Source organism: Blastococcus sp. CCUG 61487 (genome assembly GCF_005222955.1).
Taxonomy (GTDB): domain Bacteria; phylum Actinomycetota; class Actinomycetes; order Mycobacteriales; family Geodermatophilaceae; genus Blastococcus.
In genome coordinates this window covers 128-14,436 of record NZ_LWUA01000294.1, presented here as the reverse complement: position 1 = coordinate 14,436, position 14,309 = coordinate 128, and the positions used below count along the sequence as shown (strand labels likewise).

Annotated in this window: 13 protein-coding genes; 3 read left to right on the top strand and 10 right to left on the bottom strand. The window is 74.4% G+C overall.

Annotated features, from left to right (window positions below):
* Nucleotides 1-107: 107 nt before the first annotated feature.
* The 7 genes from A6V29_RS20285 to A6V29_RS20255 all read right to left on the bottom strand — a co-directional run bounded on the left by A6V29_RS20285 (nt 108) and on the right by A6V29_RS20255 (nt 8,310).
* Nucleotides 108-926: a shikimate dehydrogenase gene (locus A6V29_RS20285; RefSeq protein WP_137161997.1), complete on the bottom strand. Its 819-nt coding sequence runs from the start codon at nt 924-926 to the stop codon at nt 108-110.
* On the bottom strand, nt 919-2,409 hold the full coding sequence (mltG, locus tag A6V29_RS20280) for an endolytic transglycosylase MltG (RefSeq protein ID WP_170977983.1): 1,491 nt from the start codon (nt 2,407-2,409) through the stop codon (nt 919-921). Before mltG ends, A6V29_RS20285 begins: the two co-directional genes overlap by 8 nt.
* Before the next feature lie 236 nt (nt 2,410-2,645).
* Entirely contained in the window at nt 2,646-3,323 is a 678-nt protein-coding gene (gene ruvX / locus A6V29_RS20275) for a Holliday junction resolvase RuvX (protein ID WP_137161995.1), read from the bottom strand.
* Complete coding sequence (gene alaS / locus A6V29_RS20270) at nt 3,320-6,007, bottom strand: alanine--tRNA ligase (RefSeq protein WP_137161994.1); 2,688 nt, start codon at nt 6,005-6,007, stop codon at nt 3,320-3,322. The genes ruvX and alaS overlap by 4 nt, the downstream gene beginning before the upstream one ends.
* A gap of 63 nt (nt 6,008-6,070) precedes the next feature.
* Nucleotides 6,071-6,358: a hypothetical protein gene (locus A6V29_RS20265; RefSeq protein WP_137161993.1), complete on the bottom strand. Its 288-nt coding sequence runs from the start codon at nt 6,356-6,358 to the stop codon at nt 6,071-6,073.
* A complete protein-coding gene (locus tag A6V29_RS20260) occupies nt 6,358-6,783 on the bottom strand; it encodes a DUF948 domain-containing protein (RefSeq protein WP_137161992.1) in 426 nt (141 codons plus the stop codon). Before A6V29_RS20260 ends, A6V29_RS20265 begins: the two co-directional genes overlap by 1 nt.
* Nucleotides 6,784-6,918: 135 nt before the next feature.
* Nucleotides 6,919-8,310 carry a replication-associated recombination protein A gene (locus A6V29_RS20255; protein WP_137161991.1) on the bottom strand — a complete coding sequence of 464 codons (1,392 nt, stop codon included), beginning with the start codon at nt 8,308-8,310 and terminating at the stop codon, nt 6,919-6,921.
* Between the two features lie 36 nt (nt 8,311-8,346).
* Here A6V29_RS20255 and A6V29_RS20250 point away from each other — a divergent pair, with 36 nt between their 5' ends.
* Nucleotides 8,347-9,204 (top strand): aldo/keto reductase, encoded by an 858-nt coding sequence (locus A6V29_RS20250; protein WP_137161990.1) that lies wholly within the window; start codon nt 8,347-8,349, stop codon nt 9,202-9,204.
* Nucleotides 9,205-9,214: 10 nt separating this feature from the next.
* On the opposite strand, the gene pruA is transcribed toward A6V29_RS20250, so the two are convergent.
* Together pruA and A6V29_RS20240 are read right to left on the bottom strand one after the other, a co-directional pair.
* Complete coding sequence (gene pruA, locus A6V29_RS20245) at nt 9,215-10,840, bottom strand: L-glutamate gamma-semialdehyde dehydrogenase (RefSeq protein ID WP_137161989.1); 1,626 nt, start codon at nt 10,838-10,840, stop codon at nt 9,215-9,217.
* Nucleotides 10,841-10,856: 16 nt separating this feature from the next.
* Nucleotides 10,857-11,789 (bottom strand): proline dehydrogenase family protein, encoded by a 933-nt coding sequence (locus A6V29_RS20240; RefSeq protein ID WP_137161988.1) that lies wholly within the window; start codon nt 11,787-11,789, stop codon nt 10,857-10,859.
* 174 nt (nt 11,790-11,963) lie between these two features.
* Between A6V29_RS20240 and rocD the strand changes: the two genes are divergently transcribed.
* Nucleotides 11,964-13,202, top strand: a complete 1,239-nt coding sequence (gene rocD / locus A6V29_RS20235; RefSeq protein WP_137161987.1) for an ornithine--oxo-acid transaminase — start codon at nt 11,964-11,966, stop codon at nt 13,200-13,202.
* Between the two features lie 90 nt (nt 13,203-13,292).
* Nucleotides 13,293-13,721 (top strand): CBS domain-containing protein, encoded by a 429-nt coding sequence (locus tag A6V29_RS20230; protein WP_137161986.1) that lies wholly within the window; start codon nt 13,293-13,295, stop codon nt 13,719-13,721.
* A gap of 6 nt (nt 13,722-13,727) precedes the next feature.
* Here A6V29_RS20230 and A6V29_RS22250 read toward each other — a convergent pair whose 3' ends face one another.
* Nucleotides 13,728-14,153 (bottom strand): sensor histidine kinase, encoded by a 426-nt coding sequence (locus A6V29_RS22250; RefSeq protein WP_502700124.1) that lies wholly within the window; start codon nt 14,151-14,153, stop codon nt 13,728-13,730.
* Nucleotides 14,154-14,309 lie beyond the last annotated feature (156 nt).

The window sequence follows — 14,309 nt, the reverse complement described above, 5'->3', positions numbered from 1 at the left end:
GGCGGCGAGCCGGGCCGCCACCCGCGCCAGCCACGGCCCGACGGCCACGGCGACGAGCAGGACGACGGCGGCGAGCACCGGCCGGGCGACGTCCACGGGCGGTGCGGTCAGCGGGCGTCGAGCGCGGCGTCCAGGGCGCGGCGCATCTCCGCGATGGGTGCCGGGAGACCGGTCATGAGCTCGACCTGCACGGTGGCCTGCCAGAAGAGCACCTCGGCGCCCCCGATGACCGTGCCCCCCGCTCCGGTGACCCTCTCGGCCAGCGGCGTCGGCCACGGCGCGTAGAGGACGTCGAGCACCGTCTGGCCCGGGCCCCACGGGAGCGCGCTGACCGCGGGCTGCCCCGCGATCGGCACGGTGCTCACGACGACGGGGGCCTCGACCCGGGCCCCGTCGAGCCGGGCCACCGTCACCGCGACGCCCAGGGTCTCGAGGACGCGGACCAGGTCGGTCGCCCGCGCCGGCTCGCGGACGACGACGTCCACCTGCGTGGCGCCCAGCGAGGCCAGCGCGACCGCGGCCGCGGCTGCCGTCCCGCCCGCGCCCAGCACCGCGGCCCGGTCCACCGCGTCGACCCCGGCGCCCTGCAGCGCCGTCCCGATGCCGGAGACGTCGGTGTTCTCCGCCCGCCATCCCGCGTCCACCCGCAGGAGGGTGTTCGCCGCGTTCAGCAGGCGCGGCAGCGGCTCGACGACGTCGGCGACCTCCACCGCCGCCTGCTTGCACGGCATCGTGACCGAGAAGCCGCGCCACTCCGGGCCGAGCCCGGCCAGCAGGTCGGGCAGGTCCTCGGCGCCGACGTCGAGCGCGTCGTACTGCCAGTTCTCCAGCCCGAGCGCCGCGTACGCCGCCCGGTGCAGGAGCGGCGACAGCGAGTGCGAGACCGGCCGGCCCAGCACCGCCGCCCGCTGGAGCCGGTCAGCCACCGCAGCCGAGGCCGGCCTCGGCGCACCGCTGCCGCGCCGCCTGGAACTCGGCGTAGTCGGCGGTGAAGAAGTGCTTCCCGTCCTGGCTCTCGAGGACGTAGTACAGCAGTGGTCCCGAGCTGGGGCTGAGCGCCGCCTCCAGGCTGGCCTCGCCGGGCGAGCTGATCGGCGTCGGGGGGAGCCCGGTGCGCGTCCGGGTGTTGTAGTCGCCGTCGGTGCGCAGGTCGGTGACGGTCAGGTCGTTGCCGCTCTTGCTGAGGCCGTAGGCGAGGGTGGCGTCGATGCCCAGCGGGATGCCCTGGCCGAGCCGGTTGTAGATGACCTGCGCGACGTCGGGGCGTTCCTCGTCCAGCCGGGTCTCCGACTGGATCAGCGAGGCCACCGTGACGATCTCGCCCGGGGTGCGGCCGAGCGCCGCGGCACGCTGCTCCAGCTGGAGACCGGCGGCCACGGTGGTGAACTTCTGCACCATCGACCGGAGAATCTGCCCCGCCGTGTCCTCGGGCTCGATGTCGTAGGTGGCCGGGTAGAGGAAGCCCTCGAGCTGGGCGTTGGCGTAGGCCGGCAGGCCCAGGGCGGGCAGGTCGGCGGCCGCGGCCTGGAACTCCTCGAGCGGCCGACCGGTCTCGGTGGCGAGGCGCTCCAGGGTGCGGGCGACGGTGAGCCCCTCCGGCACCGTCACGCGGGACAGCAGCCGGGACTCGGCGCTGAGCAGCAGGTCCAGGGCCGCTGCGCCGCTCATCTGCTGACGCAGTCCGTAGCGGCCGGGCTGGATGCCGGTCGCCTCGGGGCGGCCTTCGGCTGCTGACACGAAGGGGCCGGTCGAGGCGATGACGTCGGCACCGACGAGGGTGCGGGCGATGTCGGTGAGCGTGTCGCCCTGCTCCACCCGGATCTCGACCGAGCCGGTGCCCTCGCCGGTGTAGTCGTCGGCGGCCAGCAGGCCCATCAGCGCCTGGACGCCGAAGACGATCCCGGCGACGAGGCCGCCCAGGACCAGCAGGCTGAGCAGGACGGCCACCGGGCGGCGACGACGGCGCCCGCCCCGGCGGCTCTCGTCGTGGTGCCCGTCGTCGTGGTGCCGATCGGCGGTCCCGGGCTCCTCGCGTCCGGCGGCACGCCGGCGCCGACCCCGGCCTCGCCGGGGGCCGTGATCGTCGACGTGCGCGCCGATGACCTCGAGGCCTCCGGTGCTGTCCTCCCAGGGGTCGACGTCCGCCTCCGGCGGCCGGACGGGCGGCTCCTCGCGACGGAGGTCGTGCGGGTCGAGCGGGTGGGCGACCGTCGCGTCCTCGTCGTCCGGGCGCTGCCGCAGCCTGTCCCAGACGCCTGGGGGTCGCGGCGGGAGCGGGGGCAGCGGACCGGAGGGGTGCGCGCTGTCGGGACGGTGCCCGTCGGAGGGATCGTGCGAGCCCGCGGCCCACCAGTCGGACTCGGCGAGCGGGCCGGTCTGGTCCTCGTGCCGGTCCAGCAGGCCGGACACGCGGCGGATGCCGCCGGTCGAGGCCCCGGAGTCCGTCCAGGGCTCGAACCGCGGGCGGGCGGGCGGGTCGTCCGCCGGCCACGGAGCGCCGGAGGGACCGGGACCGAAGGCACCGTGACCAGCGTTCGGCGAGCCCGGGACCGGCGGGAGGCCGGTGCCCCAGGAGGGAGCGGGGAAGCCGCCGGTTCCGTCGCCGGCGGAGTGACGCCCCCGCCGGCGCGGACCGCCGGGCTCGGTCACGACCGGGCCCGCCTGCTGTCCAGGTACTGCTGCAGGATGACGACGGCGGCCGCCTGGTCGATCACGGAGCGCTGGTTGCGGCTGTCGATGCCGCCCTGACGCAGGTGACTGGCTGCGGTCACGGTGGAGAGCCTCTCGTCGATCAGGTACACGGGCACATCCGCTATGCGGTCGGCCAGTGCCTGAGAGTAGGCGGCGGCGTCCTCCGCGGACGCGCCCGACGCACCTGACAGATGCTTCGGCTCTCCCACCACCACCTCGGTCACCTCGTGTTCCACCACGAGGGCCGCGAGCCGGTCCAGATCGGCGCCGTCCTTGGCCCGGCGGACCGTCTCCAGCGGGCTGGCGAGGGTGCCCGTGGCGTCGGACAGCGCCAGGCCGACCCGCACCGTGCCGACGTCGACACCCAGCACCCGGCCGGTCGGCCGGCCCTCGGTGGCCGGCTTCGGCGGCACCTTGAGGTGCGCCGGCCAGCCGCCGGACAGGTCGATCTCCGTCGTCTCGTTCGTCACCGGCGGGAAGCCCCGGCTGAGATCGATCTCGGTCGTGGGGTGGTGCGCCGGCTGGGACCGCGGCCGTGCCGGGGGCACGGCCGGCAGCTTGCGCTTGCGCTCCCCGACCGGACCGGTGTCCTCGGGGTTGTACTCGGGACCGTTGTCCTCGGTCGTGGTCACGGTGCTCCCCTCCCAGTGGCGGCCGCAACCGCCGTCTCGCCGGCCTGCAGGGCGGCGGGGATGCCCGCCGCGTCGGTACCGCCCCCCTGGGCGACGTCGGCCTTGCCGCCGCCGCGGCCGCCCACGGGGCCCGCCGCGGCCTTCAGCACGTCGTTGGCCGACAGCCCACGCTCCTGGGCGGCCGGGTTCACCGCCGCGACGAGTGCCACCTTGCCACCGGACTCGGTGGCCAGCAGCACGACCGCCGGGCGGTCGCCCAGCCGGCCGCGGACGTCCAGCGCCAGGGTGCGCAGGTCACCCCCGCTCAGGCCGGGAGGCGCGCCGGTGACCAGCGCGACCCCGCCGACGTCCTTCGCGGCCCCGGCCAGCTGGCCCGCGGCGGCCACCGTCTGCTGGCTGCGGAGCTCGGCCAGCTCCCTGTCGACCTCGCGGAGCCGCGCGAGCATGCCGCCGACCCGCTCGACGAGCCCGTCCTGCGGTGTCTTGAGCAGCTCGGACAGCTGGCGGACGAGGTCGCGCTCGCGGGCGAGGTAGCGGAAGCCCTCCAGGCCGACGACGGCCTCGACGCGCCGCGAGCCGGAGCCGACCGACGACTCGCCGGTCAGCGCCAGCGTGCCGATCTGCGCGCTGCCGCGGACGTGGGTGCCACCGCAGAGCTCGCGCGACCAGGGGCCGCCGATCTCCACGACGCGCACCTCTTCGCCGTAGGTCTCGCCGAACAGCGCCAGCGCGCCGAACGCCTGGGCCTCGGGCAGCGTCATCCAGGAGGCGGTCACCGTGTGGTCGGCGCGGACGGCGGCGTTGGCGACGTCCTCGATGTCGGTCCGCTGCTGCTGGCTGAGCGCCTTCTGCCAGGCGAAGTCCAGCCGCAGGTAGCCGGGCCGGTTGTATGACCCGGACTGCAGCGCCTGCGGGCCGAGCACCTCGCGCAGCGCGGCGTGCACGACGTGGGTGCCGGAGTGCGCCTGGCACGCCGAGAGCCGCCACTCGCGGTCGACCTCGGCGGTGAGCTCGGCGCCCGCGCGCAGCTCGCCCTCGAGGATCCGCACCTGGTGCGCCACGAGGCCCTTGACCGGCCGCTGGACGTCGATGACCTCCGCGCGGCCGCCGTCCCAGGTCAGGATGCCGGCGTCGGCGACCTGCCCGCCGGACTCGGCGTAGAACGGCGTCCGGTCGAGGACGACGCGGGTGATCTCGCCGGGACCGGCCGGCCGCGGCGCAGCCTCCTCGTCCCCCTCGCCGACGACCCCGAGCACGCGCGAGTCGGTGCGCAGGGTCTCGTAGGCCCGCCAGTCGGTGGGGCCGTGGTCGGCCAGCAGCTTGCTGTAGGCGGCCACGTCGACGGCGCCGGTCTTCTTCGCGCGGGCATCGGCGCGCGCCCTGTCGCGCTGCTCCTTCATGAGGGCCCGGAAGCCGTCCTCGTCGACGACGACGCCCTGCTCCGCGGCCATCTCCAGGGTCACGTCGATCGGGAACCCGTAGGTGTCGTGCAGGCTGAAGGCCTGCTCCCCCGACAGCGTGGGGGAGCCCGCGGTCTTGGCCTGCTGCACCGCGGTGTCGAACAGCGCCGTCCCGGACGCGAGCGTGCGGCGGAACGCCTCCTCCTCGGCGTAGGCGATCGCCGAGATGCGGGCGAAGTCGGTCTCCAGCTCCGGGTAGCTGGCCTTCATGGCGTCCTTGGACACCGGCAGCAGCTCGGGCAGGGTCGCCTCGTCGACGCCGAGGAGCTTCATCGACCGGACGGCGCGGCGCAGGAGGCGGCGCAAGATGTACCCGCGGCCCTCGTTGCCGGGCGTGATGCCGTCGCCGATGAGCATCATCCCGCTGCGCACGTGGTCGGCCACCACGCGCAGCCGGACGTCGTCGTCGTGGTCCTTGCCGTAGCGCACGCCGGCCAGGTCGGCGGCGCGGTGCAGGACGGGTGCCACCTCGTCGATCTCGTAGAGGTTGTCCACGCCCTGCAGCAGGTAGGCGACGCGCTCGAGACCCATGCCGGTGTCGATGTTCTGGGCGGGCAGGTCGCCGACGATGCGGAAGTCCTCCTTGCTCCGCACGTCGTCGAGCTCGTACTGCATGAAGACGAGGTTCCAGATCTCCAGGAACCGGTCCTCGTCCACCACCGGGCCGCCGTCCGGGCCGTGCTCCGGCCCGCGGTCGACATAGATCTCGCTGCACGGCCCGCCAGGGCCGGGCTGTCCGGTGTGCCAGTAGTTGTCCGTCCGCCCGCGGCGCTGGATCCGCTCGTCGGGGAGGCCGGCGATCCGCTTCCAGGCGTCCGCGGCCTCGTCGTCGTCGAGGTAGACGGTGACCCAGATCTTGTCCGGGTCGAAGCCGAGCCCGCCGTCGTCGTGCGACGTGGTGATCAGGTCCCAGGCGTGCTGGATCGCCCCTTCCTTGAAGTAGTCGCCGAAGGAGAAGTTGCCGTTCATCTGGAAGAACGTGCCGTGCCGGGTCGTCTTGCCGACCTCCTCGATGTCGAGGGTGCGCACGCACTTCTGCACGCTGACCGCCCGCGGGTAGGGCGCGGGCTCCCGGCCGGTCAGGTACGGGATGAACGGCACCATCCCGGCCACCGTGAACAGCAGCGACGGGTCCGGCGACACCAGCGACGCGCTGGGGACGACGGTGTGGCCGCGCTGGGCGAAGTGGTCCAGGAAGCGGCGGCGGATCTCGGCGGTCTGCATCAGGTCTTCTCGGTCAGGTCTTCTCGGGTCTCGGGGAGCCGGGAGCTCGTCCCGGCCGGTCGGTCAGCGGTCGGCGGAGTGCGCCCCGGGTCGTCCCGGCAGCTGCACCTGGTCCCCCGCCGGCAGCGGCGCGTCCAGGCCCGTGCCGGCGCGCAGCTCCTCCTCGCGCTCGGACATCGCCTCGCGAACATCGGCGCCGAAGTCACCGATGGCGTCCGCGAGGTCGCGCAGGCCCTCGGCGACGGAGGCGCCGATACCCGCCGGGGTCATCTTCTCGGCGGCGGCGGACAGCTTGCGCACCACCAGCACGCCGATGGTGATGCCCATGGCCAGCCAGAACAGCCGGCGCATCAGGCGGCCCGCCGGGCGGCGCGACGAGCACGGCGCGCGGCCTTGTCACGGGCGGCGGCCGCGGCGATGGCCTCGCCCTCGCGCTTCTTGGTCACCGCGGCACGCACCCCGTAGGAGAAGGCGGCGACCTTGATCAGCGGGCTGCCCAGCGTGGCGGCGACGACGCTGGTCAGCGCGGCGACGTTGCTCGACACGTTGGCGGCGTTGCCGGTGATGTCGTCCACGCGCTCGAGGTTGCTGTTCACGGCGGTCACCGTGGCGTTCGCCTGGCTCAGGATCGGGGCGCTCTGCTCCCGCACCTGCCGGATCGTCAGCGTCGTCTCGTCGAGCGTGCGGCCGAGCTTGAGCAGCGGGACGGCGATCAGCACCACGAGCAGCACCAACGCCCCGGCCGCTACCAGCCCGGCGATCTCTCCTGCGGACACGCGCGCTCCTGTTCTCGAGTACTCGTCGGCGACCGGACCCGGCGGCGGTCCTGCCCGGAGTGGCCACACTAGTCGCGGCGCGGGCCCGGCTCCTCCATCGGCAGTCCCATCACCCGGACCGACGGCCCTACCCACTCATCCGGCTCCGCGCCCCTGTCCGCTCCTCGCTCGTTCCTCGTTGCGATCCTCCCGGGGCTGTCGCCGGATGATCGCCCGCAGCTTGGCCAGCCGCTCCCCCAGCCTCGCCTCGGCGCCCCGCGCGGTCGGCCGGTAGTAGTCCTTGCCGACCAGCGCGTCCGGCGGGTACTGCTGCGGGACGACGCCGTCCGGGTGGGCGTGCGGGTAGACGTAGGTCTGCGCGTGGCCGAGCTTCGCCGCGCCCGCGTAGTGCCCGTCGCGCAGTCCGGGCGGAACCGGCCCCGCGAGCCCGGCGCGCACGTCGCGCACCGACTCCCCCATCGCCTTGGTGACCGCGTCGGACTTCGGTGCGGTGGCCAGGTGGACGACGGCGTGGGCGAGCGGGAAGTGGCCCTCGGGCATGCCGATGAACTGCACGGCCTGCATCGCGGCGACCGCCGTCTGCAGCGCGGTCGGATCGGCCATCCCGATGTCCTCGCTGGCGCTGATGATCAGCCGGCGGGCGATGAAGCGCGGGTCCTCGCCGGCCTCGACCATGCGGGCGAGGTAGTGCAGGGCGGCGTCGACGTCGCTGCCGCGGATCGACTTGATCAGCGCGCTGGCGACGTCGTAGTGCTGGTCGCCCTGCCGGTCGTACCGGACCGCGGCCTGCGCGACCGCGGTCTCGAGGGTCGCCAGGTCGATCTCGGTCGCGCCCACCGCCTTGGCCGCGCCGGCGCCGGACTCCAGCGCCGTGAGCGCCTTGCGCCCGTCGCCACCGGCGATGCGGACCAGGTGCTCCTCGGCCTCACCGCTGAGCGTCACCTCGCCGTCGAGTCCGCGCTCGTCGGCCAGCGCCCTGTGCAGCAGGGTGCGCACGTCGTCGTCGCCGAGCGGCTGCAGGGCCAGCACCAGGCTGCGCGACAGCAGCGGGCTGACCACGGAGAAGTACGGGTTCTCCGTCGTCGCGGCGATCAGGCTGACGATCCGGTCCTCGACCGCCGACAGCAGGCTGTCCTGCTGCGTCTTGGAGAACCGGTGCACCTCGTCGATGAACAGCACCGTGCGCCGGCCGGAGAAGGTCAGTTCGCGCTTGGCGCTCTGGATGACCGCGCGGACCTCCTTGACCCCGGAGTCGAGCGCCGACAGCTGCACGAACTGCCGCTGGGTGGCCAGCGAGATGACGTGCGCCAGGGTGGTCTTGCCGGTGCCGGGCGGGCCGTAGAGGACGACGGACATCGGCTCGTCGGCCTCGACCAGGCGGCGCAGCGGCGAGCGCTCCCCGAGCAGGTGCTGCTGCCCGACGACCTCGTCCAGCGAGCGCGGTCGCATCCGCACGGCCAGCGGCGCCCCGGGGTCGAGCGGCGGCCGGCCGTCCTCGTCCGGAACGGGGTCGAACAGTGAGCTCACGGTTCCCGACGCTACCCGCGGGGCACGACAGCCCCCGTGCAGCAGAGACGCATCGGAGACCGGCCCGTCAGCGCCATCGGCCTGGGCGCCATGCCCCTGTCCACCAAGGCGGAGCGGCCCTCGCGGGAGGACGCCGTCGCCGTCGTGCACGCCGCCCTCGACGCCGGCGTCACGCTGATCGACACCGCGGACGCCTACGCCCGCGACGAGGCGGAGTTCGGGCACAACGAGGAGCTGGTGGCCGAGGCCCTGCGCTCGTACGGATCCGCCCCCGACGTCCTGGTGGCGACCAAGGGCGGGCACACCCGCCGCGGCACCGACTGGGCGCTCGACGGCTCCCCGGCGCACCTCCGGCGGGCGTGCGAGGCCTCGCTGCGCCGGCTGGGCGTGGACGCGATCGGGCTCTACCAGTTCCACCGGCCCGACCCCGCGACCCCGTGGGAGGAGTCGATGGGCGCGCTGCGCGCGCTGGCCGACGAGGGGCTGGTGCGGATGGTCGGGGTCTCCAACGCCGACATCGCGCAGATCGACCTTGCCCGTTCGATAGTCGGCGAGGCGTTCGTGAGCGTGCAGAACCAGTTCTCGCCGGGCTGGCGGTTCTCGGCCGACGAGCTCGCGCACTGCGCCGGGCACGGGCTGGCGTTCCTCCCCTGGAGCCCGTTCGGCGGGGTCTCGGCCGCGGGCTCGCTGGACTCGGCGGCCCCGGCGTTCGCGGAGGTCGCGGACGAGCTCGGCGACTCGGTGTACCGGGTGACGCTCGCGTGGCACCTCGCGCAGGCCGACGTCGTCGTGCCCATCCCCGGCGCCTCCCGGGTCGCCTCCGTCGTCGACTCCGCCGCCGCGGCCGACCTCGAGCTGACCGCGCAGCAGCTCGCCCGGCTCGACGGCTCCTGACCGGACGGGATCAGTCCATGTGCGGGTAGCGGTGGTCGGTCGCGGGCACGAACGTCTCCTTGATCGACCGGGTGCTCGTCCAGCGCTGCAGGTTCTGCGCGGCTCCCGCCTTGTCGTTGGTGCCCGAGGCGCGACCGCCGCCGAACGGCTGCTGCCCGACGACGGCGCCGGTCGGCTTGTCGTTGACGTAGAAGTTGCCGGCCGCGTGGCGCAGCACGTGCTGGGCGTGCCCGATCGCCGCGCGGTCCTGGGCGATCACCGCGCCGGTCAGCGCGTAGGGCGCCACCGACTCCAGCTGCGCCAGCATCGGGCCGTAGTCGGCGTCGTCGTACACGTGCACCGCGAGGATCGGCCCGAAGTACTCGGTGGTGAACACCTCGTGGTCGGGATCGGTGCCCTCGATGATCGTGGGACGCACGAAGAAGCCCTCGCTGTCGTCGGCCGTGCCGCCGGCGACGACGGTCAGCGCGGGATCGTCCGACGCCCGGTCGAGGACGCCGGACAGCTTGGTGAAGGAGCGCCGGTCGATCACCGCGCCCAGGAAGTTCGAGAAGTCGGTGACGTCGCCCATCGGCAGCGCCTCCGTCGTCCCCACGAGGTCGTCGCGCAGCCGTGACCAGACGCTGCGCGGCACGTAGGCCCGCGACGTCGCCGAGCACTTCTGCCCCTGGTACTCGAAGGCGCCCCGGATCAGCGCGGTGCGGAGCACGTCGACATCGGCCGAGGCGTGGGCGACGACGAAGTCCTTGCCGCCGGTCTCGCCGACGAGCCGGGGGTAGCCGCGGTAGTTCGCGATGTTCTCCCCGACCGTGCGCCACAGGTGCTGGAACACCGCGGTGGAGCCGGTGAAGTGGATGCCGGCCAGGTCGCGGTGCGCCAGCGCCACCTCCGACACCGCGACGCCATCGCCGGTGACCATGTTGATCACGCCGGGCGGCAGGCCGGCGGCCTCGAGCAGCCGGAGCAGGACGTGCGCGGCGAACTGCTGGGTGGGCGCCGGCTTCCAGACGACGGTGTTGCCCATCAGCGCCGGGGCGGTGGGCAGGTTGCCGGCGATCGCGGTGAAGTTGAACGGCGTGATCGCGTAGACGAAGCCCTCGAGCGGGCGGTGGTCGACGCGGTTCCACACCCCGGGCGAGGACACCGGCTGCTCGGCCATGATCTGCCGCGCGAAGTGCACGTTGTAGCGCCAGAAGTCGATCAGCTCGCAGGCGCTGTCGATCTCGGCCTGCGCGGCCGTCTTCGACTGGCCCAGCATCGTGGCGGCGTTGAGCGTCTGCCGCCACGGACCGGCCAGCAGGTCGGCCGCCCTGAGGAACACCGCGGCCCGGTCGTCGGACGACAGCGCCTGCCAGGCCGGCGCGGCCTCCGTGGCGCAGCGGATCGCCTCCTCGGCGTCGGCGTGCGTGGCGTTCGCCGAGGTGCCGAGGACGGCGGCGTGCCGGTGCGGCTGGACGACGTCGAACCGCTCGCCGCCGGCCATGCGCTGCCGCCCACCCAGCGTCGCGGTCAGCTCGACCGGCTCGGCCGCGAGCTCGGCCAGCCGTGCCTGGAGGGCGGCCCGCTCGGGCGAGCCCGGGGCGTAGGTCAGCACCGGCTCGTTGCGCGGGGCCGGTACCTGGGTGATGGCGTCCATGGGGACCTCTCCGGGGTCAGGAGCGGGTGGCCAGCGAGCGGAGGAGGAAGCGCAGGTTCGCCGGGCGCTCGGCCAGGCGGCGCATGAAGTAGGCGTACCAATCGGTGCCGTAGGGGACGTAGGCCCGCACCCGCGTGCCGGCGGCGGCGAGGCGCTGCTGTTCGGCCGGGCGGATGCCGTAGAGCATCTGCACCTCCCAGGAGTTCGCCGCCCGGGAGTTCTGCGCGGCGAGTTCGTGCGCCCGCCCGATCAGGGCGGGGTCGTGGGAGCCCACCATCGGGTGGCCCGGCCCCGCCATGAGGATCTCCAGGCAGCGGACGTAGGCGGCGTCGACGTCCTGCCGCCTCTGGTGGGCCACCGCGGCCGGCTCGTCGTAGGCGCCCTTCACCAGCCGCACCCGGGACCCGGCCACGGCGAGCGCCTTCGCGTCGTCCTCGCTGCGGAAGAGCATCGACTGCAGCACCGCACCCGTGCCCGGGTGCTCCTCGCGGAGCTCCGCGACGACCGCCAGGGTCGAGTCGACGGTGCTCGAGTCCTCCATGTCGAGGGTGACGGTCGTACCCATCGCCGAGGCCGCCTCGACGACCGGCCGCACCGTCCGGACCGCGACGTCGTGCCCGCCGACCGGCAGACCCTGCCCGCAGGCCGACAGCTTCATCGACACCTCCGCGGCGCCACCGAGCTCCAGCGGCTCGAGCGCCGCGAGCAGGCGCAGGTAGGCGTCGCGGGTGCGGAGCGCAGCGGAGCGGTCGGCCACGTCCTCCCCGAGGTGGTCGAGGGTCACCTGGATGCCGCCACCGGTGAGCCGGCGGACGGCGGCCAGGGCGTCGTCGAGGCTCTCCCCCGCCACGAAGCGGTCGACGACCCGGCGGGCCGCCGGGGTCCCGGTCAGGAGCCGGCGCAGCCCGGGACGGCGGGACGCGACCAGCAGTGCCTTCTGGGTGAGCACGGAGCCTCCGGGCGGGGAGCCGACACCCGACGCTAGGCCCCGGGCGTCGGTTCCGGCCAGGCCCGGCCGCCCGGGACGCGTGCGGTCGAGGTCCACGGCGATTGTCCCGGCGCGCGCGGCTCTCTACCGTCTCGGCCAGCGGCGCCGATCGCGGCAGGAGTCGAAGGAGAGGCCATGCTCGCTCCCCCACCCACCGGCTCCCTGCTGTCGACGTCCGAGCACCTCGCCCTGGCCGAGTCGGTGACGGCGCACAACTACCACCCGCTGCCGATCGTCGTCGCCGAGGCGGCCGGCTGCTGGGTCACCGACGTCGAGGGCCGCCGCTACCTCGACTGCCTGGCCGGCTACTCGGCGCTCAACTTCGGGCACCGCCACCCCGCTCTGCTGGACGCGGCCCGTCGCCAGCTCGAGCGGGTGACGCTGACCAGCCGCGCCTTCCACAACGACCGGCTGGGGCCGTTCGCCCGCGGGCTGGCCGAGCTGGCCGGCATGGAGCAGGTGCTGCCGATGAACACGGGGGCCGAGGCGGTGGAGACGTCGATCAAGCTGGCCCGCCGCTGGGGATACGACGTCAAGGGCGTGCCCGACGGATCGGCGGAGATCGTCGTGGCCGCCGGAAACTTCCACGGCCGCACCACCACGGTCATCAGCTTCTCCACCGACGAGGTGGCCCGGCGCGGGTACGGCCCGTACACCCCGGGCTTCGTCGTCGTCCCGTACGGCGACGCCGACGCCGTGCGCGCGGCGATCACCCCGCGCACCGTCGCCGTCCTGCTCGAGCCGGTCCAGGGCGAGGCCGGGGTGGTCGTCCCGCCTCCCGGTTACCTCGCCGAGGTCCGCCGGACGTGCACCGAGGCGGACGTGCTGTTCATCGCCGACGAGATCCAGTCGGGGCTCGGCCGCACCGGCAGCACCTTCGCCTGCGAGCTCGAGTCCGTCGTGCCCGACGTGTACGTGCTCGGCAAGGCGCTGGGCGGGGGGATCGTCCCGGTGTCGGCCGTCGTCTCCCGGCGGGACGTGCTCCGGGTCTTCGATCCCGGGAGCCACGGGTCGACCTTCGGTGGCAACCCGCTCGCCTCGGCCGTCGGGAGCGCCGTCGTGGAGCTGCTCCGGACCGGCGAGTACCAGGAGCGCGCCCGCCGGTCGGGCGAGCGTCTCGCCGCCCGGCTGGAGCCCCTGATCGGCTCGGGCCTGGTGGGCGTCCGGACCCGCGGGCTCTGGGCCGGCCTCGACATCGACCCCGCCCGCATGACCGGCCGCGAGGCGTGCGAGCGGCTGCTGGCGCGGGGCGTGCTCGCCAAGGACACCCACGGCTCCACCATCCGGCTGGCACCTCCGCTGGTCATCGCGGACGACGAGCTGGACTGGGCCGTCGACCAGCTCGCCGCCGTGCTGGCCGACGACGCTTCCTGAACCCTCCGCCGCCGGCGCGGAAGGCTCTGGTGCCGGTCGGACGGAGCGGCGCAGACTGAGCCGATCGACCCGGCCGCGAAGGAGCGCCCGATGACCTCGACGACGACCGCCGGACTCACCGTCGCGGACGTGATGCGCCCGCCGGTGACGACGGTGGAACGGGACGCTCACGTGGCGGCGGCGGCCTACCTCATGAAGAAGAAGCACGACAACGCGCTCGTCGTCGTCACCGACGGGGTCGACTGCCGGCCGGTCACGCTGATCTGCGACGGCGACATCACGCAGGCCGTCGCGGACGGGCGCGACCTGGAGAAGACCCGGCTGACCTCGCTCCAGCTCCCGGAACTGGTCGTCGTCTCTCCCGACACCTCCATCCCCGACGCCACCGAGCGCATGCTGGCCACCCGCGTCGCCTACGCGCCCGTCGTCGACGACGGGCGGATGGTGGGCCTGATCGACCTGGCGCTGCTCTGCCGCGCCCTGCTCACCGAGCGGCGGGCCGCCGACGCCGGCGGGTGAACCGGCTCAGCCCGGCAGCACCACGCGGGCCCGCGTCACGCCGTCGCTGGAGGACAGCGTCAGCTCCCCGTGGTGCTGCTGGGCCACGACCGCGAGCGAGGTGGCCAGGCCCAGCCCGGTGCCCTTCCCGATGGGCTTGGTGGTGAAGAACGCGTCGAAGACCCGGTCGAGGACCTCCGGCGGCACCGTCGGCCCGGTGTTGTCGACGTCGACCACCACGTGATCGCCGTCGCGCCGAGTCCGGAGGGTGATCGTCCCGTGCTCCCCCACGGCGTCGACGGCGTTGTCCAGCAGGTTGAGCCACACGAGGGCCAGGTCGGCGGGGCGGCCCCGGACCGTGCGGGCGTCGGGGGCGAGGTCCCGGACGACGCCGACTCCGGGCGGCAGCTTGTGGCGGAGCAGCAGCAGCGCCTGCTCCAGCCCGGCGTGCACGTCGACGTCGGTGAGCCCCTGGTCGGCGGAGTAGGCCAGCGGCCGCACGCCGGTGACGATCCGGGACAGGTGCTCGGCGCCCGCCGCGAGCTCGTCGAGCAGGCTGCGGGCCTCCTGCAGCCGCAGGAACTCCCGCACCTCGGCCACCCGCCGCTC